The 23,634-nt window shown below is 43.9% G+C and carries 25 protein-coding genes; 21 read left to right on the top strand and 4 right to left on the bottom strand.

Annotation, left to right across the window (positions count from 1 at the left end):
• Both MJB10_RS22210 and MJB10_RS22205 read left to right on the top strand, forming a co-directional pair.
• Entirely contained in the window at positions 1-654 is a 654-nt protein-coding gene (locus MJB10_RS22210; RefSeq protein WP_314798588.1) for an acetyltransferase, read from the top strand.
• A 23-nt stretch (positions 655-677) separates the two neighbouring features.
• The gene (locus tag MJB10_RS22205) at positions 678-1,847 is read left to right on the top strand and encodes an aminotransferase class I/II-fold pyridoxal phosphate-dependent enzyme (protein ID WP_314805818.1); all 1,170 of its coding nucleotides are present in this window, start codon (positions 678-680) and stop codon (positions 1,845-1,847) included.
• Positions 1,848-1,849: 2 nt separating this feature from the next.
• Here MJB10_RS22205 and MJB10_RS22200 read toward each other — a convergent pair whose 3' ends face one another.
• Complete coding sequence (locus MJB10_RS22200; protein WP_314798586.1) at positions 1,850-2,017, bottom strand: hypothetical protein; 168 nt, start codon at positions 2,015-2,017, stop codon at positions 1,850-1,852.
• 111 nt (positions 2,018-2,128) lie between these two features.
• Between MJB10_RS22200 and glmS the strand changes: the two genes are divergently transcribed.
• The 3 genes from glmS to MJB10_RS22185 all read left to right on the top strand — a co-directional run bounded on the left by glmS (position 2,129) and on the right by MJB10_RS22185 (position 4,777).
• Positions 2,129-3,931, top strand: coding sequence for a glutamine--fructose-6-phosphate transaminase (isomerizing) (gene glmS, locus MJB10_RS22195; RefSeq protein WP_314798584.1), 1,803 nt, complete (start codon positions 2,129-2,131; stop codon positions 3,929-3,931).
• A gap of 8 nt (positions 3,932-3,939) precedes the next feature.
• Positions 3,940-4,299, top strand: coding sequence for a helix-turn-helix domain-containing protein (locus tag MJB10_RS22190; protein ID WP_314798582.1), 360 nt, complete (start codon positions 3,940-3,942; stop codon positions 4,297-4,299).
• A gap of 133 nt (positions 4,300-4,432) precedes the next feature.
• Entirely contained in the window at positions 4,433-4,777 is a 345-nt protein-coding gene (locus tag MJB10_RS22185; protein WP_314798580.1) for a helix-turn-helix domain-containing protein, read from the top strand.
• A gap of 26 nt (positions 4,778-4,803) precedes the next feature.
• On the opposite strand, the gene MJB10_RS22180 is transcribed toward MJB10_RS22185, so the two are convergent.
• Positions 4,804-4,977, bottom strand: coding sequence for an anti-repressor SinI family protein (locus tag MJB10_RS22180; protein WP_314805815.1), 174 nt, complete (start codon positions 4,975-4,977; stop codon positions 4,804-4,806).
• Between the two features lie 208 nt (positions 4,978-5,185).
• On the opposite strand from MJB10_RS22180, the gene MJB10_RS22175 reads away from it, so the two are divergent.
• Entirely contained in the window at positions 5,186-6,055 is an 870-nt protein-coding gene (locus MJB10_RS22175; RefSeq protein ID WP_314798577.1) for a metallophosphoesterase, read from the top strand.
• A 56-nt stretch (positions 6,056-6,111) separates the two neighbouring features.
• On the opposite strand, the gene MJB10_RS22170 is transcribed toward MJB10_RS22175, so the two are convergent.
• Positions 6,112-6,399: a hypothetical protein gene (locus tag MJB10_RS22170; protein WP_314798574.1), complete on the bottom strand. Its 288-nt coding sequence runs from the start codon at positions 6,397-6,399 to the stop codon at positions 6,112-6,114.
• 243 nt (positions 6,400-6,642) lie between these two features.
• Here MJB10_RS22170 and MJB10_RS22165 point away from each other — a divergent pair, with 243 nt between their 5' ends.
• The gene (locus tag MJB10_RS22165; RefSeq protein WP_314798571.1) at positions 6,643-7,149 is read left to right on the top strand and encodes a tyrosine-type recombinase/integrase; all 507 of its coding nucleotides are present in this window, start codon (positions 6,643-6,645) and stop codon (positions 7,147-7,149) included.
• 48 nt (positions 7,150-7,197) lie between these two features.
• Here the strand turns inward: MJB10_RS22165 and MJB10_RS22160 are convergent, their stop codons facing one another.
• Positions 7,198-7,566 (bottom strand): helix-turn-helix domain-containing protein, encoded by a 369-nt coding sequence (locus tag MJB10_RS22160; protein ID WP_314805813.1) that lies wholly within the window; start codon positions 7,564-7,566, stop codon positions 7,198-7,200.
• Positions 7,567-8,242: 676 nt separating this feature from the next.
• On the opposite strand from MJB10_RS22160, the gene MJB10_RS22155 reads away from it, so the two are divergent.
• The 14 genes from MJB10_RS22155 to MJB10_RS22090 all read left to right on the top strand — a co-directional run bounded on the left by MJB10_RS22155 (position 8,243) and on the right by MJB10_RS22090 (position 23,633).
• A complete protein-coding gene (locus MJB10_RS22155; RefSeq protein ID WP_314798569.1) occupies positions 8,243-10,195 on the top strand; it encodes an asparagine synthase-related protein in 1,953 nt (650 codons plus the stop codon).
• Positions 10,196-10,209: 14 nt separating this feature from the next.
• A complete protein-coding gene (locus MJB10_RS22150) occupies positions 10,210-10,365 on the top strand; it encodes a paeninodin family lasso peptide (protein WP_314798566.1) in 156 nt (51 codons plus the stop codon).
• 89 nt (positions 10,366-10,454) lie between these two features.
• Positions 10,455-10,955 carry a hypothetical protein gene (locus tag MJB10_RS22145; protein WP_314798564.1) on the top strand — a complete coding sequence of 167 codons (501 nt, stop codon included), beginning with the start codon at positions 10,455-10,457 and terminating at the stop codon, positions 10,953-10,955.
• A gap of 78 nt (positions 10,956-11,033) precedes the next feature.
• On the top strand, positions 11,034-12,854 hold the full coding sequence (locus MJB10_RS22140; RefSeq protein WP_314798561.1) for an ABC transporter ATP-binding protein: 1,821 nt from the start codon (positions 11,034-11,036) through the stop codon (positions 12,852-12,854).
• Positions 12,855-12,978: 124 nt separating this feature from the next.
• A complete protein-coding gene (locus MJB10_RS22135) occupies positions 12,979-14,001 on the top strand; it encodes an LCP family protein (RefSeq protein ID WP_314798559.1) in 1,023 nt (340 codons plus the stop codon).
• A gap of 679 nt (positions 14,002-14,680) precedes the next feature.
• Positions 14,681-15,442, top strand: coding sequence for a tyrosine-protein phosphatase (locus MJB10_RS22130; RefSeq protein WP_314798555.1), 762 nt, complete (start codon positions 14,681-14,683; stop codon positions 15,440-15,442).
• A 36-nt stretch (positions 15,443-15,478) separates the two neighbouring features.
• Positions 15,479-16,234 (top strand): YveK family protein, encoded by a 756-nt coding sequence (locus MJB10_RS22125; RefSeq protein WP_314798553.1) that lies wholly within the window; start codon positions 15,479-15,481, stop codon positions 16,232-16,234.
• Positions 16,215-16,904 carry a CpsD/CapB family tyrosine-protein kinase gene (locus MJB10_RS22120; protein ID WP_314798550.1) on the top strand — a complete coding sequence of 230 codons (690 nt, stop codon included), beginning with the start codon at positions 16,215-16,217 and terminating at the stop codon, positions 16,902-16,904. The genes MJB10_RS22125 and MJB10_RS22120 overlap by 20 nt, the downstream gene beginning before the upstream one ends.
• Positions 16,905-17,069: 165 nt before the next feature.
• Positions 17,070-17,966: a UTP--glucose-1-phosphate uridylyltransferase GalU gene (gene galU, locus MJB10_RS22115; RefSeq protein WP_314798546.1), complete on the top strand. Its 897-nt coding sequence runs from the start codon at positions 17,070-17,072 to the stop codon at positions 17,964-17,966.
• Positions 17,967-17,984: 18 nt separating this feature from the next.
• A complete protein-coding gene (locus MJB10_RS22110) occupies positions 17,985-18,596 on the top strand; it encodes a sugar transferase (RefSeq protein WP_314798544.1) in 612 nt (203 codons plus the stop codon).
• A 31-nt stretch (positions 18,597-18,627) separates the two neighbouring features.
• A complete protein-coding gene (locus tag MJB10_RS22105) occupies positions 18,628-19,932 on the top strand; it encodes an oligosaccharide flippase family protein (RefSeq protein ID WP_314798541.1) in 1,305 nt (434 codons plus the stop codon).
• Positions 19,933-21,240, top strand: a complete 1,308-nt coding sequence (locus tag MJB10_RS22100) for an O-antigen ligase family protein (RefSeq protein WP_314798539.1) — start codon at positions 19,933-19,935, stop codon at positions 21,238-21,240.
• Between the two features lie 15 nt (positions 21,241-21,255).
• Complete coding sequence (locus MJB10_RS22095; RefSeq protein WP_314798536.1) at positions 21,256-22,407, top strand: glycosyltransferase; 1,152 nt, start codon at positions 21,256-21,258, stop codon at positions 22,405-22,407.
• A gap of 17 nt (positions 22,408-22,424) precedes the next feature.
• Positions 22,425-23,633 carry a glycosyltransferase gene (locus MJB10_RS22090; protein ID WP_314798532.1) on the top strand — a complete coding sequence of 403 codons (1,209 nt, stop codon included), beginning with the start codon at positions 22,425-22,427 and terminating at the stop codon, positions 23,631-23,633.
• The last annotated feature ends 1 nt before the right edge of the window (position 23,634 follow it).

Genomic DNA, 23,634 nt, shown 5'->3' with positions numbered 1-23,634 from the left:
ATGTTCGTGGATCATGAAATCATTGTAATTGGTGAAGGCGGGCACAGTAAAGTTATTCGGGAGATCATTCAATCTCAGCAAAACTATCGCATTCATGCCATTTTAGATGATAAGTATGCGGAGCTTTATGAGCATGAAGGGATTTATAAAGGACCCAGCACATCCTTCCATACATTGCTAGCGCGCAATAAGCAGCTTAAATGTGTGATCGCAATCGGAAATAACGAGATACGAAAGTCGATCATCGATCGATTAGGGCTCACGAGCGAGCAATTCATTACCCTCGTTCATGAGACGGCGGTTGTGAGTGCAACAGCCATTATTGGCCAAGGCACCGTAGTCATGGCTAACACCGTCATTCATGCAGATGCCCACATCGGCGATCATGCCATTATTAACACAGGAGCAATCGTGGAGCATGATTGTAACCTAGCAAACTATGTGCATCTAGCACCGAGGGCAACCTTAACGGGAGGCGTTGTAATCAAGGAGGGCACTTTCGTAGGTGCGGGAGCAACGATTATTCCTGGTATAGCAATTGGCGAATGGACGCTGGTCGGCGCTGGAGCTACCGTCATTCATGACGTGCCTGCTTATCGCACGGCTGTTGGCACACCAGCGAGAATCATAGATAAAGCGAATCGATCATCCTAGTGAAAAGGTTGTGAATGTTTATCATGTTATCGAAACCGAAAAGAATCTATTTATCCCCTCCCCACATGAGTGGCAACGAAGGGTTGTTTATCCAGGAGGCTTTTGATACAAATTGGATCGCTCCGCTCGGACCGCATGTTGATGCCTTCGAGAAAGAGCTGGCTTCGCATGTTGGAACGAAAGACGCGGCGGCAGTTAGCTCAGGAACAGCAGCCATTCATCTCGCGTTGAGACTGCTTGGCGTCGAAGCAGGCGATACCGTTTTTTGCTCCAGCTTAACGTTCGTTGCTAGCGCAAACCCGATTGTGTATCAAGGGGCAACCCCTGTATTCATCGATTCGGAATGGGATACGTGGAACATGTCGCCGCAAGCATTAGAACGGGCTTTATGCGAAGCGAAGCAGAAAGGGCAGCTGCCCAAAGCCGTCATCGTCGTGAACTTATACGGTCAGAGTGCTAAGATGGACGAAATTTTGTCCATTTGCAATGCGTTTCTAGTTCCCGTGATCGAAGACGCCGCGGAATCCCTAGGCTCGACTTACAAAGGTAGAGCAAGCGGATCTTTCGGTCGATACGGCATCTACTCGTTTAACGGGAATAAAATTATTTCAACCTCTGGCGGAGGCATGATCGTTTCGAACGATGCAGAGTCGTTGAATAAAGCGCGTTTCCTTGCTACGCAAGCTAGAGATAACGCCGTCCATTATCAACATAGCCAGGTTGGCTATAACTATCGGATGAGCAATGTGTTAGCAGGCATTGGTCGAGCGCAGTTAGAGGTTTTGGAAGAACGAGTCGAAGCGAGGCGCGCCGTCTACGAGCGATACGTGCAAACCCTGGGCGATATGCCAGGTATCCAATTTATGCCTGAGCTTCCGAATTCGCGTTCGAATCGCTGGCTGACGGCGATTACCATTGATGCGACACAATTGGGCATCACGGTTGAAGGGCTTATTGATTTGCTCGCGGAGGAAAATATTGAAGCTCGTCCAGTTTGGAAGCCGCTGCATTTGCAGCCTGTGTTCAAGGGGGCAGCTTACTACCCGCACAGTGAACATGAGAACGTGTCGGAACAGTTGTTTTACACGGGACTATGTTTGCCATCTGGCTCGAATCTAACCGAAGATGAGCAAACAAGGGTGATAACCTGTATTCAAAAAGCCACGGTGCAGTCGAAGATTATTAGCGCATAGGCTTAAGCTCGTTCCTTCATTTTTGCCAGGTGGTAGCTCACTTTCACTTCTAGTCTTTGTTTCATGTCAGCATCGATACAGTCTCGGTAGAGGATGCTATGGTAAGCATGCATAACACGATGGTACGTAGGTTTGACCTTGTTCCATACATTCGTCCAATAGGCATACATGACAGGCTCCCCTCCCTTTTGTACAAATTATGAGAAAACCGATTGATGTATGCGTCGATCATAAACGACTGTCTGATTGTTCGTTATTAAGAATCACGAGGAGGAACAGGTATGTGTGGAATCGTTGGCTATATTGGTCACCAAGATGTGAAAGACATCCTGGTGAAAGGGTTAGAGAAGCTGGAATACCGCGGATATGATTCCGCAGGAATCGCTATTTTGAATAACGAAGGGCTGCATATCTATAAGGAGCAAGGTAGAATTGCAGCACTCCGTGAAGTGATTGACTGGGAGCAGGGGGCGAGCCTTGGCATCGGTCATACCCGATGGGCGACACACGGCAAGCCGAGCCGCAGGAATTCCCATCCGCACACGAGCACCAGTGGCCGCTTTACTGTTGTACATAATGGTGTGATTGAGAATTATCAAGAGTTGAAGGAGCATGATTTGTCGCATGTAGCTTTTGCTAGTGATACCGATACCGAAGTGATCGCGCATTTAATGGAACATTTCGTGGAGAATGGTCTTCGGATCGAGGAAGCCTTCCGCCAAGTGCTTCTGACCATTAAAGGCTCCTATGCGATCGCTTTATTGGACAGTCAAGATGAAGATACAATTTATGTTGGCAAAAATAAAAGCCCCCTGCTAATTGGTCTCGGACAGGACTTCCATGTCATTGCCAGTGATGCGATGGCGATGCTCTCGCTTACGAACCAGTTCGTGGAATTAATGGATGAGGAAATGGTCATTCTCCGTCGAGATAACAAAACGATATTGAATTTGCACGGAGATATTATGCAAAGAAGGCCTTTCCAAGTCAAGTTAGATGCCAGTGACATGGAGAAGGGGCTTTATCCGCACTACATGTTGAAGGAGATCGATGAGCAGCCGTTGGTCATTCGGAAGGTCATTTCGAAGTATCAGGATAGCGAGGGGAGCATTCGGATTGATGCCGGGCTGCGAAATCGTTTGAACGAAGCGGACCGGATCTATATCATGGCGTGTGGAACCAGCTATCATGCGGGCCTAGTAGGTAAGCAGCTGCTGGAGAAAATCGCAGGTATTCCAGTGGAAACGCATATCGCCAGCGAGTTTTTGTATAATCGACCGATTCTGTCGTCGAAGCCATTCTTTATTTTTATCTCGCAAAGCGGTGAAACCGCAGATAGTCGAGGCGTGCTTGTTACGATTAAACAGCTTCAATATCCAACCTTAACGATTACGAACGTCCCAGGTTCCACGCTATCGCGCGAAGCGGATTACACGCTGTTAACATATGCTGGACCTGAAATCGCGGTCGCTTCCACCAAAGCATACACCGCGCAGATTGCGGTATTAGCGATTCTGGCTTTCGATGTGATGAGAGAGAGGGAGAGAGCACCACACGTCAACCCATTCCACGAGCTAAGTATAGCCGCGAATGCGATGGAGATTATGATTAATAAGAAAGAAATGATGGAGGAGATCGTTTGGCAGTATTTGAATGCATCTCGTAATTGCTTCTTCATTGGGCGAGGTGTGGACTACTATGTGTCCTTAGAGGGGGCATTGAAGTTGAAGGAAATCTCCTACATACAAGCCGAAGGATTTGCTGGCGGAGAGTTGAAGCATGGAACCATCGCGTTGATCGAAGAAGGAACGCCAGCCATAGCGATACTTACCCAGGCACATGTTCGAGCGAATATGAGAAGCAATGTGCAGGAGATCAAAGCGCGCGGCGCACATGTATGTACGATCAGTATGGAAGGCCTGGAGGAGAGCGAGGATCACATGGTTCTTCCCGTCGTGCATGAATTGCTGACACCGCTCGTTTCCGTTATTCCTCTACAATTAATTGCCTATTATGCTGCTAAGTATCGCGGTTGTGATATTGATAAACCAAGAAATCTGGCCAAAAGCGTCACTGTGGAGTGAGGATAACGATGATCGGTCATAACATTTCCAATTTGCGCAAACAACGAGGGTTCACCCTGTCTGAACTCTCGGAGCGCACGGGCATTTCTAAATCGTATTTAAGTAATATTGAAAGAAATCTGAAGCAGAATCCCTCCATCCATGTGATGGAGAAGATTGCTTTGGTGCTAAAGGTGGATCTCAAAACCTTGCTGAAAATTGCCGTTGAAGCCGAAACCAACCAGCAACTCGACCAAGAGTGGCTTGAATTCATCGCGGATATAATGAAATCGGGCATCGATAAAGCGAGTATTCAGGAGTATAGAATTTTAATTGAATTCATGAAATGGCACCATGAAAAAGTGAAAACGCTCTCTTCTTCGAGCTAACGGTGCGTATTGAATACACTAGCCCCATCAGGGGCTAGTGTTGTTCTTTATTAGGAACAATAATTGTTCTTTACAAGAAATTCTGTTATAATTAAGGGAGCAACTACTACTTCTATACAAGGGAAGATCTCATATGATTGGTAAACGAGTACAACAATTGCGCAAAGAAAAGGGCTTGTCCTTAACAGAACTTGCTGAACGGGCAGGCGTGGCAAAATCGTATATTAGCAGCTTAGAGCGAGATATCCAGAAAAATCCTTCGATTCAATTTCTAGAGAAAATAGCTGCTGTGTTAAAGGTGCCCCTCGAGAGATTGATTGACGATCAACAAGATGAGACTGCGATTAATGAAAGTGAATTAGATGAGGAATGGTTCGATATTATTCGGGAAGCAATGACCTCTGGCGTGGATAAGCAGCAATTTCGCGAGTTTCTGGATTTCAACAAGTGGAAGATGAAACGTCCGAACGAAGAATAAGGGCAGGCAGATGTTGTCCCATATGCTTACGTGGACAGGCAAGGATCGTTCTCATTCGAGCCCATACCATGCTTCTTTATTGTAAAAGGGTTCCGGAGGAAAGCTCGAATGTCTTCCATTGTCAACCCCATCTTACGAGCGCTTACGATAAGGTGAATCCACTCCGCATCAAACTCTTCGCTTTCTAGTTGGTTTACCATGTTCACAAATGACCCCTCCAAAACGTTTCTTTATCAGATACAATTTGTATCGTTACAAGTATTATCGCACGTTTTTTCCGTGAAATCAATCACTTTAATATTAAAATTATACAAATTGTATCATGTCAAATCTTGCAGATTTTTGACACACCGCGAAGAATCCTAATTCTAAAGCACTAGAAGTCAGACAGCTAGGGGGGACGCAATCATGACGAATAAACCCTTAAGTCGCAGAAACTTTCTTAAGCAAGGACTACTGGGGGCGGGCGCCGTCGGCATGATGCTGGCAGCTGGCAGCGGCTTGTACGGCATCTTTGGCGAGCGCAACTGGATTCAGACAACCAAGATTCATCTTACATTTGGACGTTATCCCTTAGCGCTTGCAGGTGTGCGGATCGTCCAATTCAGTGACACGCATATTGGCAGTTACTATAATATCGGGCATTTAGCTCAACTGGTAGATCTCCTTCTGCAGCATGAGCCTGACATCTTATGCTTTACAGGTGACTTATTTGATTCCAAAGTAGGGCGAATTACCGATGAAGTGATTCCATTGCTGTCCCAACTGCAAGCGCCAATGGGGAAATTCGCTGTGCTGGGGAATCATGATATGCGAATGGGCTCAGCTCGCATTAAGACGATCTTAGAGAAGTCTGGATTTACCGTACTCGTGAATGAAAGTCAGCGGGTTAAACGCGGTGACGGGAGCATCCATGTCGTTGGCGTAGATGAAATGCTGCACGGTAGGCCTGACCTGCCTCGTGCGCTTAAAGATGTTAGCAAGGACGAATTCGTCCTGTTGCTCGCACATGAACCTGATTTCGCAGACATCGCATGGAAATATCCCGTTGATTTGCAGTTATCAGGGCACAGCCATGGCGGCCAAATACGAATCCCTTTCTATGGCAGTCTATTTATGCCGGAATTGGGGCAGAAGTATTCGCTTGGTTTATACAAGTTTGAGGGCAGCGACTTTCATGTATACACGAATCGCGGTATCGGTACAACGCTGTTTCCTATTCGATTCAATTGTCGTCCAGAAATTAGTGTATTCGTGCTAGATTCGGTACATGCATAATAGTAAATTGGCATAACAAATAAACTCCGCAGCAGGGGCCACGGAGCTCGCATAACTTAATAGCAAAACCATTTTTTCCAAATTTCCAACGAACTCTGATGTTCCTCATCGTCCCAATTGATCGAATCGAAATCTTGTAAATTCCAGCTCGCCACCAAATCATTATATTCGGTATTGATTTTCTTGTGATCGTTGAAGAAATAAGTGAAGAAGTGATAAATGGATTGCGACTTACTAGGTGCGCCATTCTCTGAAGAAGTGCTGGTGGATGCGAACGAATAGGCAGGAAACAGGATGGCACTTGCGAGTAGTACCATAAAAGGTAGTTTAAAAAACTTAAACATGCATTTGGCCTCCCTTCACGGTTATTCCAAGCAGAAAATGTTCGTTATTAAGAATCATACATCAAATAATAGCTTTTGAGAACGTAAAAGCATAGATCATTTGCCAAAAATATGATACAATATGTAACATAACAGATATTCTGGAGGTGGTTTTGCCAATCATAAAAGCCTTTCCCTATGGAGGTTGATACAATTCGTAACTTAATTCTAAGAAACTGATAAAGGTCAGGTGAGGTGCTACTCATGCAAGTTGTTCAACCAATTAGAGAACAAGAGAAAATTGAGCAGATTCAGGAAGTGTTGAGGGAGCAATCGATTCGAGACTGGCTTCTTTTTACAATTGGAATTAATTCAGGTCTTCATCTGAGTGATCTTCTCTACTTACGAGTGAAAGACGTGGTAGATCGAAATGTTGTGAGCGTACGCGAGGAAAAAACGGGTAAAGTGAAGACGTTTCAGTTGTCAGCCCAACTTAAGGCGTATATTAAAGAATATGTTCAGTATATGGACGCGGATAGCTACCTGTTTCCATCCCAGCGAACAGGCAACCCCATCAAACGCATTCGCGTTTATCGCATTCTTAATCAGGCTGCTAAGCAGGTGGGACTAACGGATATCGGCACACACACGCTTCGTAAAACGTATGGATATCACTACTATTTGAGAACGAAAAATGTGTCCGTGCTGAGAGATCTGTTTAATCAATCTGCGCCATCAGTCACGTTGAAGTACATTGGCGTCAATAATTGAAAATCAGCTGAGCGTTAGGAGCTAATTTGTAAATTTTTACTTACAAGCTTACTCCAACGAACGCTCAGCTCTAACAAAGGCTATGAATCTTCTAGCTTCTTCGGAAGACAGAGGTTTGCCATCAACCGTTAAAGAGAATTTCTGAAGGATGCCCTCATCGGTTAAATCTAGATTTTCGACAAAATCACGCACATCATGGTCTAGAACGGCATCTTCCAGCTTCGTACGACCAAGCAAATAGTCAATAGAAACATGAAAGAAGTTCGCGATCTTATTAATCGTTTCGTAATCAGGTTCGCGGCGGCTTGTTTCATAATGAGAAAGGGATGCTCTGGAAATACCTATCTTAATGGATAGTTCTTCTTGGGTCAGTCCTCTTTTTTCACGTAAAAGTGCAATGCGATCTCCGTACTTCAGCTTGATCAGTCCTCACTGTTCGTATTAACTTCTATCATTATATCCACGATAAATAGCGAAATATACCAGAAGACTATTATATCAAAGCAGAGATTCATTTGACTAGATACAAAATGTATTCAAAAATCGATTTTCCCTCTTGCTAAGTTACGTAATGTATCATATAATCATGGATATATACATATTGTAACATGATACGACATTTAGTCATAGATAAGGGGTAATGAAAATGGTGAATTTTGAAAAGGTATTTTGTGTCGAATGTTATCAAATGATGGATAAGAGTCATGCGAAGAAAATATTTAAAACGGGGTATTATCATACCACAATTCGGTTAGCTCATTGCTTGAAATGTGAGACGATTCCCCACGTTTACATGCATAGCTTTGAAGAAATGTCTGCAACTGAAAGCTGGATATAAGGAATAAGGCGGGATTAGTTTGGTAGACGTTAATAACAGCTGCAATGCCCCATAAGCCACAACTTCTTTGGTCTCAAAGAGGATGTGGCTTACTTTCGAATAATACGTATAAATTACCAGTTGACAATATCGAGATTAGGTTGTAACTTAAAGGTACGTTCTTTATAAAGAACATTTTTGAAAGCGCTACCGAACAAAACGAACACCAAATAAAGTGACCATTTATTGCAATCAAAATGATAAGGTGGGAAAATCTTGAGCGCAATCAGTGGGGTTTATTATTTCAACCACGAGGCTATGAATATAGAAGATGGAATGATTTTAATGCAAGGCTTAAGGCAATATCCATCGGACGATATTCGAATTTGGCACAGTGACAACGTATTTTTCGGATGTCATGCGCAGTGGATTACTCCTGAGTCGGTCGGTGAAAGGCTGCCGCGATTTAGTGAAGAAAAGTATCTGGCGATTACCGCAGACGCGATCATTGATAATCGACAAGAATTGTTTGAAAGACTCCAAGTAGATCATACTTTAAGAAAGAATATGACAGATAGCGAATTAATTTTACTCGCTTACTTAAAGTGGGGAGAGGAAGTTCCAAAGTATTTAATTGGTGATTTTGCGTTCATGATTTGGGATCTCAGGAGAAAGCTGCTATTCGGAGCTAGAGACTTTTCTGGGACGCGGTCGCTTTACTTTTATCGGGATCCACAACGGTTTGCCTTTTGTACAACCATTGAACCTCTGCTCGATCTTTCCTATGTTTCAAAAAGCATTAATGAGCAGTGGTTTGCTGAATTCCTGGCTATACCAAGCATGGTTGATACCGTAGATACATTGTCGACAGCTTACAAAAACATTGAACAAATTCCTCCTTCTCACAGTATCACAATATGTGATGGGAAAGTCAGACTTTCAAGATATTGCAAAATATCATTTCAAGAGCCGCTGAAGTTCAAGAAAAATGAAGAATACGAAGAAGCCTTTCAGTCGGTATTCCAAGAGGCTGTTACAGCTAGAACTCGTACTCATGGCGAGGTTGGAGCACAATTAAGCGGAGGACTAGATTCTGGTGCTGTCGTTAGCTTTGCCGCAAAAGCATTAAGTGCGAGAAATAAACAGTTACAAACCTTCAGCTACATACCAGAAGATCATTTTAAAGACTGGACCTCCCATAGTTATGCAGCTGATGAAAGGCCTTTTATAAAAGCAACGGTAGATTATGTAGGCAATATTTCGGATCACTATCACAATTTTGCAGGGAACAATCCCCTAACTGATTTAGATGATTCACTAGAGCTTATGGGGATGCCGTATAAGTTTTTTGAAAACTTCTTTTGGTTAAAAGGAATTCATGAGAAAGCCCGTCACAAAGGGGTAAAGGTACTGTTAAGCGGAGCAAGAGGCAATTACTCCATTTCATGGGGATCTTGGAACATGACAGTTAACTACTATGCGTCTCTTTTTAAAAGGTTAAAGTGGACTCGGCTTTATCAAGAGCTTAATCAGTATTGTACGAACTTTAAAACAGGAAAATCAGTCATGCTTCCCGTCGTCATAAAAAGAGCATTTCCATCCATTTATCGTAATTCGTCCATACATAATTCTTCTGACAATCCCAATCAAACACTAATTAGTGATTCATTTGCACAAAGGACAAATGTTTACGCCAGGCTTCTGGAATATGGTGTAGATATAACAGGAACGTCTGCTGAAAATCCCTATGAAATCAGGAAAAGGCACTTTGAACAGCTGTATCATTGGAATAAAAACGGAATTGTCGGTACGAAACTATCTTTACGTTACGCAGTCTGGGATCGTGATCCTACCAATGATTTAAGAGTCATACGCTTTTGTCTGGCGGTGCCGGAAGAGCAATATGTTAAGGATGGCTTACAACGATCGCTAATTCGAAGATCAACGAAGAACATGCTGCCTGATAAGGTCAGATTAAACCAACAAGTTCGCGGCATTCAAGTGGCCGATGTCATACATCGTATAGCTTCAAATTGGCATGCTTTTATTGAGGAATTAAACCAGCTTGTACGAGATCCAAGCGTTTCAGAGATGCTTAATATAGGTGTAATAAAAAAAGCAATTACAAAAATGGGGAATGAGCCTCGTCCGGAACTCGTGTTTGAAAATGAATTTAGAATATTAACGCGAAGTTTAATGGTTTATCGGTTTATAAAAAAGTTTACATGAGAGGAGGTGAGTACATGAAAAATAGTTGGGTAGCACCAGTATTGGAAGTGCTTGATGTTAGTTTTACAATGGGTGGTCCTGGGAACGCGATCGCTGACAGTTACTGCACGAATAACCAGGATTTCGAAAATCATGATGAGATGTCAAATAACAGCTGTCATGGCAGCTAAGAAGAATCGTAATCAAGCCCTTATACCTTTAAAAAGTATAGGGGCTTTTTAACTACAACCATCAAAATCGCTTAGGGAGAATAACCTATATGATACATACACGCGAAAAAGTCATGTATAAAGCGTTTGGACTGAATGTAAGCAGCGAAATTAGCTTACCTGAATTGACGACAGCAGATAATAAGAATCAATGTGATGTGACGATCGAAATTGGTGATTTATCGGGGTTATGGTCAATGTTAGCTGTCCCTAACGAGTCTTATGTTATTAGGGGAAACTTAGTTATGTTTGAGGTTCCCAATACCGCTGTCTATGCCATGGAAAATGGAAGCAAAATTACAATTCAACCTCAGGCAGATTGTGACGAGGATGAGCTCCGCCTCTATTTGCTCGGAACTTGTATGGGGGCGATCATGATGCAGCGAAAGGTTTTACCGCTGCACGGGAGTGCCGTTGTTGTTAATGGAAAGGCCTATGCCTTCGTAGGTGAATCAGGTGCAGGTAAATCTACATTATCCTGGGTAAAATTGAGGTATACCGGTTATGCCGTCCTGTTACTCGCTTCACCGCTCATGATCTTGCTTCCTTAGTCATAGATACAATAGAAAACGAAAATCAAGCCAATTGATCTAGAGGCTTTAAATAATAAGCAGGAAGGGAACGAAAATATGAAGGAAACGTTCTTTTTTGTAAAAAAATTACACGTTCTATCAGGGAAAATATTATATATCAATATCCTTGCCATGATTTTCATTAGTCTGCTTGAGGGAATTGGAATTTTGTTTTTAATTCCAATGATAACGGCAAGCGGCATTGTAAAGTTAGATGCAACAGGGATTCCCCTTTCGCATTGGCTCCAGATCTTTCATAAGGTTCCCGCTTTACTTGAATTACCCCTAATCTTAGGCATTTATCTCTTATTAGTGATTGGGCAAACCGTATTTCAAAATAAGATATCAATTCGTAATGCCAAAATACAGCATGGCTTTACCAGACATTTACGATTAGAGACCTATGGTTCCATACTTCAAGCTAACTGGGATTTTTTCATGAAAAGTAGAAAATCTGATTTAATAAACGTGTTAACGGCAGAACTTGCCCGTGTTAGTGCTGGAACAAATACCTTTTTGCAATTTATTGCATCCATTATTTTTACGGCAGCTCAAGTGAGCCTTGCATTTTGGCTTTCACCTAGAATCACTGCTTTTGTTTTGGTTAGTGGATTGTTATTGATCTTCGTATCTCGTAAATTCCTTAAAAGATCTCTGAAGCTAGGTAATATGACAGTTGAGTTAGGGCAAAGTTATCTTGCAGGAATAACAGACCAAATCAATGGCATTAAAGATATAAAGAGCAATCGATTAGAAAAAGCGAGGATGAAGTGGTATCATGCCCTGACGGAACGGATGGAGCATGAACAAGTGGAATATACCAAGCTGAAGGCTGGATCGAGTATACTTTATAAAGCTTCATCGGCTGTATTAATCGCGGTGTTTATCTATTTTTCTGTAAACCTGTTTCGTTCGCAGCCTGAACAGTTGTTGTTAATTATTATCATTTTCTCTAGGCTATGGCCTAGATTTATTGGCATTCAGTCAAGTATGGAGCAAATCGCTATGGCAATGCCATCCTTTAAAGCGTTGGTAGAACTACATGAGCAATGTGCGGATGGGAGAGAGTTTAAAGAGGGCATGGATCATGAGACCAAAGAGCAGAGGATCCATATGAAACGAGGGATAAACCTCGACAATGTCAGCTTCCGCTATAATTTGGGGGAACCTGTGTATGCTCTTCAAAAGGTCAACTTGCATATTCCCGCTAATCGCATGACAGCCATTGTGGGCCATTCTGGTGCTGGGAAAAGCACCTTAGTAGATGTAGTAATGGGATTGCTGAAACCAGAAAGTGGAAGTGTCATGATTGATGGCATTCCCCTAACAGATGATATCGTAGTATCGCTAAGAGAGTCTTTAGGCTATGTTCCTCAGGATCCCTTTCTGTTTAACGCGAGTATAAGGGACAATCTGCTCATGGTTAAACCGCATGCGAAAGAGGAACAATTGTGGGAAGCTTTGCAATTCGCATCCGCAGCCGACTTTGTAAGGAAATTACCGAAGGGACTTGATACGCTTATTGGTGATCGAGGAGTTAGACTCTCAGGCGGAGAGAGACAGAGGCTTATCCTATCTCGAGCGATGCTAAAGAACCCTTCGATTTTGATTTTGGATGAAGCCACGAGCGCATTAGATAATGAGAACGAAGCTAATATTCAAAAAGTCCTTGAACAGCTAAAGGGTAAAATGACGATTATCGTCATTGCCCACCGATTATCGACCATAAGGAACGCGGATGAAGTTATTGTTATGGAAGAAGGTAAAATTATTCAAGTTGGTGACTATGATAAACTGGCAAAAGAGAGAAAGGGCGTGTTCAGTTTTTTAGAAAACCATGAGTTGATGACGGTTCAAAAAGCAGCAAATTTCACTTGAGGGGACAACCGATAGCCACATCTTCTTTAGTCCAAAGGAGGTGTGGTTTATTCTGCTTGTAATTGTATCTCTGCAATGATACAATACGTATCTAATAAATAGAGAAGTTAAAGGGAGTGACTACATGCGACGTTGGGTAGTTTACACTGCAGGCTTTCTTTTTGTTGGATGTATAAGTATAGGGGGTGTAGTTTACTGGAAATATGAACCGAGTCACCATTGGAATGGCATGGAAGTGCCCGTACTAAGTGTGCCCGCATTGTCGAGAGATGACACATTGACCGATCATGAGCCCTCAACCTCCTCCGTAACTGAACCCGTTCCTGAAGCAACGACGCCTTCTACCCCAGAAGTTTCAACGAAGTCCATTTCCGCCTTTAATGTCTTAGTACTTGGAACAGATGCCAGAAAAGAGGAGTACGCACGCTCGGATGTCATCATGGTGCTGCACGTCATGCCAGAATTACGCAAGGTGAACATTGTATCGATTCCCAGAGACAGTCGTGTGCTGATTGACGGTGTAGGTTATACGAAAATTAATCATGCCCACATGCTTGGCGAGCTGAAAGGAGGCAACACCGAAGGAACGCGAACTGCGCTGCAAACTGTGAGTAACTTTCTGGATGTTCCCATCAATTATTATCTGAAGACGGACTTCAAAGGCTTTGAGGATTTCATTGATACGATCGGCGGTGTTGATGTAGAGGTGGCCAGCGATGTTTACTTATACCATGCCCAAACAACCCTCGCGAAAGGACCCCAGCATATCGACGGGAAACTGGCCCTGAGCTTAGTAAGGGAGCGGTATGCGTTTCCAGATGGCGATTTCGGAAGGCAATATCAGCAATCGCAGATTTTAAAAAATGTCGCGCAAGAAATATTAAGGCCCGAGCATATCAGTGAAATCGCTGGTTTATTGACGAGAGTGAAGAAAGATATCGTGGATACCAATTTTCAAGACAGCGACTTAATTAGCTTGGCTTGGTTATTGAAAGGGATGAGCACGAATGACTTCACGACGAAACAAATTCCAGGTCATAGCGGTTATGAAATGGATCCCTTAGAACATTTGCGATTATATTATTGGATTCCGGATAAAGTGAAAGTCATGGAAATTAGCCAATCATTGCTCAAGGATCCATTTTGAAAAAAAGATTGCCTTGCAAGCAGCTTGATGTAGTTGTACTGTGCACGCTTACAACTCTATTTTTACAATTTTGTGAGAGGTTCATAATCATATTCGATGCTGGGCGGGCATAACTTTGAAAACACGTGATGTTCGTTTCAGAAAACGCCAGATTTAAAATCATCTTGACAAGATACGAGATGTATCATAAATTGTAAACATGAATAGTGAGTTGAATGTCAGAAAACATAACACAGTGGGAGTGATATCCGTTATGGTCCATGATAAGCCCAAGTCACTTGACATCCGAGATGTATTAAGACAGTTAGAGTTGGATTTAAACACCTATCAGCTATGGCTGGAAAGTCAGACCAGCACGAAAACCCACCCAGATCAAGTTCCTGTTCCTGCCCCCCTAGTCTCGAACAATAATAGCTAAGTCCTCACTGGTAATGAACACCCTCCCCCTCTTTGACACAAATTTTCTCCAAGAGCTTTTTTATTCAAAAGGTACCAGTTCTCATCGTTGCAGTACCATACAGTCACCCCTGTCGTCTAACTCGCTATGATACATTATGTAACATAAAGGAGGGAAAGAGATGACAACACGTGACCGCTGGAATTTTGATTCTATCTCTTATTTTAGTCTACCCAGAATTGAAAATGAGTTGTTGTGTTTTCTGAAAAGAAAGATCATCCCATGCTGATTGATACCCATTGTCATATTTTACCTTGGTTAGATGATGGTGCTGAAAGTATGCAAGAAGCGATCGCCATGGCGAAGTGCGCTGCCAAGGAAGGGATTAGAACGATCGTTGCCACACCGCATTATGGTGATGGAAAATATGACAATCCCGCTGAATTGGTCGATCTTGCTGTCCATCAGCTGAATGCTGAGCTTGAGAAACAGGAGGTTCCCGTTCAAATACTCCCAGGGCAAGAGGTGAGAGTGTACAAGGAACTTCTGGACGATCTGGAAGCGGGGTATATTCAAACATTGAATAAATCGCAATACCTGCTCCTTGAAATGCCGCATTCAGGCATTCCTGACTATTTCGATGACTTGTTGTATGAAATACACGTGTTGGGTCTCACTGTCATTATCGCTCATCCAGAGCGCAATACAGAGTTGATGAAAAATCCGCGCCGTCTCCACTACCTGATTGAGCAGGGCTGTTTAAGTCAGGTTACTTCACAATCGATCACTGGATTATTTGGAAGAAAGATTCAGAAGTTTGCCATTCACTTATGCAAAAGAAATATGGTCCATCTCATCGCTTCGGATGCTCACAATCTGACGACAAGGCCTGGAACCTTATCTTTGGCACTAGCTGATTTGGCATCGCAATTGAATCATCAAATCGTCGAGCATTACAGCGTTAACGCACTGCGTGTCGTGCGAAATGAAACCATATTGCTGGAGCCTATATCATATCCGCGCAGAGTGTGGTTGTTCATGTGATTTTGCAGAACATTACATTACCAATGGGAGGTCATCATGGAGATTGAATTGAAACAATATGTTGCGCTCGTTCAGAAAAAATTGTGGTTTATCGCAAGCCTTGTGCTGCTAGCGAGTGTTGCAGCAGGGTTTGTCAGCTACTATGTCGTCACACCGCGCTATGAAGCGAGCTCCAAGCTGATTGTGAACAAATCCATTGAAACGCAAGGGAGGGATGACATTAATTTCGACTCGTTAAGAACCAATGCGATGTTAGTTAAAACGTATAAGGAAATTATTCAGACGCCAGCCATTTTAGATCAAGTTGTGGTGAAATATCCAGAGCTCGGACTGACTGCCAAAGATCTGCTCGACATGATTCGTGTTAGTTCCACGATTGATACACAGGTCATGACGATCTCCATTACAAGTCTATCCTATGAAAAAGCTGCCAAAACCGTTAATGCGGTATCTGAAGTATTTAAGAGTACCATTCCTTCCATTATGAAAGTAGACAACGTTGTAATTCTCAATGAAGCTAAGCCAGATGAGAGCGTCAAGCCTGTGTCACCTAATGTAAAAATCAATGTAGCGATTGTCTTCGTCATTTCGTTCATGCTAGCTCTTGGATTCGTGTTTCTACAGGATTATTTGGACGATTCGATTAAGTCGGAACGAGATATTGAATTGTTCCTCGGGTTACCTACACTGGCCACGATTTCTATGGTAAGACCAGATGAACTGATCGGTAAAACGGCTGCCAAATCCACAAGAATGGTAGGTGATACGGTTTATGCCAACGCTAATCAATAAGCATCAACTGATTACGGACATTCATCCCAAATCGCAAGTATCGGAATCCTATCGAGCGTTGCGAACGAACATTCAGTTCTCGTCTATTGATCGTGTCGTAAAGACGATCCTCGTTACCTCGGCGCAGCCGGGTGAAGGGAAATCGACGACTGCTGCTAATTTATCTGTTGCTTTTGCGCAAGAGGGAAAGAAAGTATTGCTCATTGATGCTGATTTAAGGAAACCGACGCTTCATCATTACTTCGGCATGTCGAATCGATACGGACTCACGAGTACGCTTGTGAATCGCTCCGATCTCCCCGATGTGATGTTTGAAACGTCAATCGAGCATCTGCATTTGATCCCGTCAGGTCCTATTCCTCCTAATCCTTCCGAGCTGTTAACCTCTCAGAAAATGAAATCGTTCCTGAACACGTTGGCTGCCAAATTCGATGTCATTATTATTGATTCTCCCCCTACACTTGCGGTTGCTGATTCTCAGATTCTTGCTAGTCAGTGTGACGGTGTTGTCTTGGTTGTTTGTGATGGGAAAACGAAGCGAGATACAGCCAAGAAAGCCATTGATAACCTTGAGCGAGTACAGGCGAAGATACTGGGTGTTGTCCTGAACAATAAGCGCCACAAGAAAGGTGACGCCTCCTATAACTACTATTATGGGCAGAACGAATAGGATTGGCTAATTGATCTTTCATGGGTAATGTCTACTACACCCTTATCATTGTAGGCACTCGTTCATGCTGTGGGCTTCGGCCTTAGACGTAGATCGTCAATGGTGTGAAGTGAGGAAGGGTTCAATGCCCTGGTTTAGAGAGAAATAGATATGAGGAGGAGCAGTATGGAGAGAATTGTTAGAAAGGCCATCATCCCTGCAGCTGGTTTAGGAACCCGATTTTTACCTGCGACGAAAGCGATGCCGAAAGAAATGCTGCCGATCGTCGATAAGCCTACCATTCAGTACATCGTGGAAGAAGCCATTGAATCTGGCATTGAGGACATCATCATTGTAACGGGTCGGAGCAAGAAGCCGATCGAAGATCATTTTGACAAGAATTATGAGCTGGAGTTGAACTTGGAGAGTAAGAAGAAGAATGATTTATTGCAAATTGTGCATGATTTAACGAATCTTGTTGATATCCACTATGTGAGACAAAAGGAAGCCCTAGGACTGGGACATGCGATCTGGTGCGCGCGTAAATTTATTGGCAACGAACCCTTTGCCGTATTGCTAGGCGACATGATCATTAATAGTAAAGTGCCTTGTTTGAGGCAAATGATGGATGTCTACGAGGAAACAGGCGGCTCCAACGTGATTGCCGTTGAACCTGTCGCTTGGGAAGACGTTCATATGTATGGCGTCATTGAGGGTAAGCAAATATCGGAGAAGCTTTCGATTGTTCAAAATCTTGTTGAGAAGCCACAGAAGAACCCGCCTTCCAATCTGGCCATTATGGGACGTTATATTTTAAATCCAGAGATTATGGATATTCTGGAACATACGCATGCAGGTGTTGGTGGGGAAATTCAACTCACAGATGCGTTACAGCAGCTAGCCAAACTGCAAGACATGCACAGTTATATCTATGATGGAAAGCTCTACGATGTGGGCAGCAAAATTGGATTTTTGAAAGCTACCGTTGAATATGCCTTGCGGAATCAGGAGTTAAGTATGGAGTTCGAACATTATTTACATGAGTATGCGAAAAAACAACAAGCCATTAGAGCGATTGTATAAGAGGAGGTTGTGCCCGATATGGAAATGGTCAGAGTCTCTAGTTTTTCTGCGCCTAGCGGGATCTATGTGCAAGTGGTGAAACCACTGTTTGATCTTGTTCTAGGTTTAACGCTGCTGCTGCTCACTTCTCCGCTCCTGATTGTTGTTCCTATCCTGATTAAACTAGACTCCAAAGGTCCCGTCATCTTCAAGCAGCAAAGGTATGGCAAGCATGGGCGGATATTCGATATTTATAAGTTCCGCACGATGTATACCGATGTGCCGAAAGAGGGAAGATCTCCCGTTTCGGGCAAGGATCCCAGGATTACATCGATAGGCCGTATGCTGCGGAAAACGAGTATCGATGAGCTGCCTCAGCTCTTTAATATTTTGCGTGGAGAAATGAGTTTTATTGGTCCTAGACCCGAACAGCGATCCATTGTGGAAACGGAGTACTCCGATTGGGAGCGTCAGCGCTTCTGCGTAACGCCAGGCATTACGGGATTGTGGCAGATCAGCCCTGAGCGGATTCATCCCATTCATGAAAACCTGCATTACGATTTCAAGTACGCGCGCGAAGTATCGTGGAAGATGGACGCCAAAATTATTTGGGGCACGCTAGCGGTCGTGATTAAAAGTAATACGGTGTAACTTCCATGACTTAAGGAGAATAGGTACCTGCATGAAAACAAACAAGTTCAGTAGCGTGCTTAGGCTAAAAAACAATGCGTTAACCCGGAACACGTTATGGATGTTTTTGGGTCACGGCATGAAAACAATTCTGCAGGCTGTGTATTTTGTTTTTATTGCACGTACGCTCGGCGTTGAAGGCTTCGGGGCTTTTGTAGGTGTCGTTGCGGTGACGTCCATCTTCGCACCCTTTGCCAGCTTTGGTACGGGAAATATTCTAGTGAAAAATGTGGCGAGAGACCGCACGACGTTCAAGGAGTCCTGGGGAAATGCGTTAATCGTCACGATTCTCTCGGGCTTCCTATTCGTGGTCCTCATCGTCGCTGTGGCTGATCTGTTTTTACCTCACAATATCCCCTTTCTGCTTATTCTAGCTGTAGTTATTTCCGACATGCTGTTTGCAAGACTGCTCGATGTCAGCGGTCAAGCCTTTCAAGCTTTCGAGAGGCTTGGCTGGACGGCGCAGCTGCAAGTTTGCCAGAGCTTTTTGCGGATGGCAGCTGCTTGCAGCCTGTTCTTTTTCGTTTCCAACCCTACGCCCGTGCAGTGGGGCGGCTTATACCTTCTTTGTACAGTGCTAACGACAGTGATGGGGGTAGGTTTAGTCAATTGGAAGCTAGGCGCTCCCCATATGAGACTTACCGTTAGCAAGAAGGATATAGTAGAGGGCTTCTATTTCTCGATCAGTCTATCGGCGCAAGGTGTCTACAATGACATCGACAAAAGTATTCTTGCAAAAATCGCCACACTTGAAGCAACAGGCATTTATGCAGCAGCGAGTCGGATCATCGATGTCGTGTTTACGCCGATACGTTCGTTGTTAGCAGCGGCCTATGGGAAGTTTTTTCAACATGGCAGCAAAGGCATTCAAGGGAGCTTTCAATTTGCCAAAAAGTTAATGCCCGCAGGCTGTGTCTACGGTGTACTTTCTGGCATTCTGCTGTATATCTTAGCACCCGTTATTCCGTATGTACTAGGCTCCGACTACAGCAATGCGATTGAAGCGATTCGATGGATGGCGATCATCCCATTGATTCGAGCGTTGCAATACTTTGCGGCTGATCTGCTCACTGGAGCGGGCTTTCAAGGCTATCGCAGCATGCTGCAAATCGTTGCAGCCTTCATCAGCGTTGTACTGAATGTCATCCTGATACCTCTTTATTCCTGGGAGGGGGCGATCTGGTCTGGCATTCTAGCGAATACCGTGTTGGGGATGAGTTTATGGTTGGTTGTATGGCAAACCTATTCAAAAACCAAACTGAGGAAGGACATACCGGTCAGTAGTTTGGAGGCGTAAATGATAAAGCAACAGATTCAAATTCAACACGATCAGAGGATGATTTTAAAGAAAGCTTTAGTTGTGCTTGTCGTACTTATCTTGATTTCTCCGATCTTGAATAACTTAACCAGCCCAAGAGTGTTCAACCTAGAGCAGATTATGGTTGTAACGATGGAAAAGGATCCTACTGCACTGCTGATCCGATCCGCCATGACGGCGCTGCTGTTGTTTTTCAGCTTTCTATTAATCTGGCCCGCCATGAAGCAGAAGTTTGCTAAACCTGAGCTGCAATTATGGGTTGCTTCTTGTATGTTCTCATGCGGTCCGATTCTATCATCGGTTCTTGGTTCCAAAGCTACATTGTCTCCACAATGGTTTGTACTGCCTTTATGTTTCACAGCACTGCTGCTATTGAGAGGCAAAGATTTAAAGTGGTTCGTTTCACTAATAAGAATGATTGCCTTAGTGTATCTGTACGGAAGTCTGATTGCAGCGCTTGTAGATCCTGCATTCGCTATTGAAGAGTACTATAAACTAGGCTATTTCTATTCGTTTCGTTTGCATGGGATTGCGAATTTAGCGAATCACTTAGCTCCTATGGTCATAGTATTTTGGTTAACGAATCGTATCTATGAGAAAAAGAATACCTACTTCAATATCGTTCATTGGTTGGTAAGCTTCACGGTCTTGCTGTTAACACAATCGAAGACAACATGGGTTACTTTTGTAGTCTTATTCATGTTTGTTTTCCTGGCAACGCGGACCCGGGCAGCGCGCCATATGTACATCGTGATAACAACCGTCATCGTGCTTTGCGGCTGCTTATTTATCATCAACTCGTCCGCCAGCTACGCATTAGGCTTGCAAAGCCAAGATATGGAGCTGATTACGAGCTTAACGGGTCGCAATTTTGTTTGGAGCTATACGATCGAAATATGGAAGCATAACCCGCTGTTCGGGTACGGACTGGATCTATGGAAAGATCAAGAAACGAGACTTCCTTTTTTAGATATGTACAACTGGGCTCCAGGTCAGGCACATAATCAATTTTTTCAAACGTTAGGTGAATCAGGTCTTATCGGTGTGGCTGGGCTGGTTTTCTATGTGGGTATCCTGATTAAATTGGGCTGGCGATACGCGAAGGAAAGTAAGTATTTGACGATCATGATGGTGTTGCTTCTACTCATTCGAGGCATCACGGAATCTACACTGGAGAGTAATTTATTTAAAGAAAACTTCTTGTACCACTTCATGACGTTCGCCTTGCTGATGATTTATGTGAAAAGGGAAAAAGAAAGGACTGGGCAGCAATCCATTGCTGAATAAGGAGATGTGGGTGCCATGGATGGGAAGAAGAATGTCGTGATCTATAAAGATCACCTGCTATCACCTTCTGAAACATTTGTTAAAGCACAGGCAGAGGCGCTTCAAAATTTTACTCCCTACTATGTGGGCTCAAGGCAAATTGCTGGAATCAAGCTGCCGGACGAACGCGTCATTGTGATGAATGACCAGAGTGTGTTCGGCTGGGGAAAAGAAACGCTGTACAAACTTGTTGGTAAATCGATTGGTTTTATGAATAAAATTGCACGTCTGAAGCCCTCCTTAATTCATGCTCATTTTGGGTTTGGCGGTGCCCTGGCTTTGCCTTTAGTGAAATATTTGGACGTCCCGCTCGTCGTGACCTTCCACGGCTTTGATGCCACGGTCAAGGATGAATTCGCTAATTTCTACAGTCATAAGTTGTATATTCGCAAACGGAAAGAACTGCAACGGCAAGGCACACTGTTCATAGCGGTCTCCGATTTTATTAAGCGCAAAATGATCGAACAAGGCTTTCCAGAAGAAAGGATTGTCCGGCATTACATCGGGATCAATCTCGCTTCATTTACGCCTGATGAACAGGTCAAACGCAAACCGATTGTTCTTTTCGTCGGGAGACTTGTGGAGAAGAAAGGAGCAGAGTTTTTAATTGATGCGATGCATCTGGTCCAACGGGAACTGCCAGATTGTGAGCTCGTGTGTATCGGCGATGGACCGCTTAGGGGGCACTTGGAGGAGAAGGCGGGGCGATTATTAACCAAGTACCAATTTCTCGGCGTACAACCACCCGAGGTTGTAAGGACATGGATGAATACAGCGATGCTGTTCTCGGTTCCAAGTGTCATTGCGGAGAATGGCGATGCAGAAGGATTTGGGATGGTTTTCGCCGAGGCGAATGCGATGGGGCTTCCCGTTGTCAGCTTTGCGACAGGCGGGATAACAGAAGCGGTGGCGCATGGCGAAACGGGTTATTTGGCGCCTGAGAAGGACAGCCAGATGCTCGCGATTTACATACAGGCCTTGTTGACTAACAAGGCGGTGTGGGAAAGCTTCAGTAAACAAGGGAAAGCACGTGTTCAAAACCTCTTCAATATTGAGAAGCAGAATCAGGAGCTTGAAGCTTTATATGAAGCGATTATTCGTGATTTTAAGAGGCGTAGAATCAGTTGAGAAGGGCATGAGGATGAATGAAAATAAAAATCGTTTACTTTCATGTAACAGGCGATTTGTATGGTTCAAGCCGATCACTTTTATCCATCATCAAGGGGTTGGAAAAGGAAAAGTTCGAGCCGATCGTTGTTTTACCCGAGGAAGGTGACTTGGTCGATGAGCTCGAAGCGCTCGGAGCTACAGTGTGGATTAGGAAAGATCTACTGATTCTGAGGAGACAAACGTTCAAAAGCCTGGTTAGTTTGCTGCTTTTCGTCAGTTATTTTTGTCTAGCTCTACCTCGGCTTTACAGGCAATTGAAGCATGAGAAGGTGAGTTTGGTACATAGTAATTCAGCCATTGTAATGTCTGGAGCCATCGTCGCTAAATTACTCGCGATTCCTCATATTTGGCATATGCGAGAAGTGTTCGATGACTTTCCAAAGCTGCTATGGCGGATGTATCGATACCTAATTATGCGGTTGTCGTCGAAAGTCATCTGTATTTCAACGGATGTCAGAAAGCGATTTGCGCCGTATCAGCAGCAGGATAAGCTCGTTACGGTCTTCAATGGCATTGAAGAGGACTATCCCTTTTTTCCAGGTCAGAGGAATGCCCGAGCGGATTTGCGTGCACAATGGGGGATCCCCCAAGAAGCCGTCATCATTGGCAATGTAGCGCGAATCAGCACTTGGAAGGGGCAAGATGTGCTCATTCAATCTTTCGCTGCGAGCAGTAAGGCGAGAGATACGTACTTGGTATTGGCTGGTGATTGCTATCCAGGCAATGAGTATGTGTTGAGAGCACTCGAACAGCTAGTGAAGGAGTTGCACGTGCAGGATCGCGTCATTTTTGCTGGATTTATGAAGGATAGTCGGCAGGTCTACGCAGCGATCGATATATTCGTTCTAGCTTCTACAACACCTGAACCGTTCGGTAGAGTGCTGATCGAGGCGATGTATTGCGGGCTTCCTTCCATCGCAACGAACTGGGGAGGTCCTGTTGATATTATAACCGATGGAGTAGACGGATTACTTGTTGCAGCGAATAAGGAGGAGATGCGTCGAGGATTAGAAAGCCTGCTCGCCGACGAAGAGAGGCGGAAACAGTTGGGTGTTGCTGCCACGGAATCCATTAGGACAAAGTTTCTCGCCCACCACACGGTTCATGCGATTAAACTCGAATACCAGAATCTGCTAGCAGTCAATAAGGCGAATCAAGAGAAGCGGCAAATTTTTGTCAGCTAAT

It is taken from the genome of Paenibacillus sp. MBLB1832 (genome assembly GCF_032271945.1).
Classification (GTDB): Bacteria; Bacillota; Bacilli; order Paenibacillales; family NBRC-103111; genus Paenibacillus_E; species Paenibacillus_E roseopurpureus.
The sequence above is the reverse complement of the archived record's forward strand: the minus strand, read 5'-3'. Positions and strand labels throughout refer to the sequence as shown.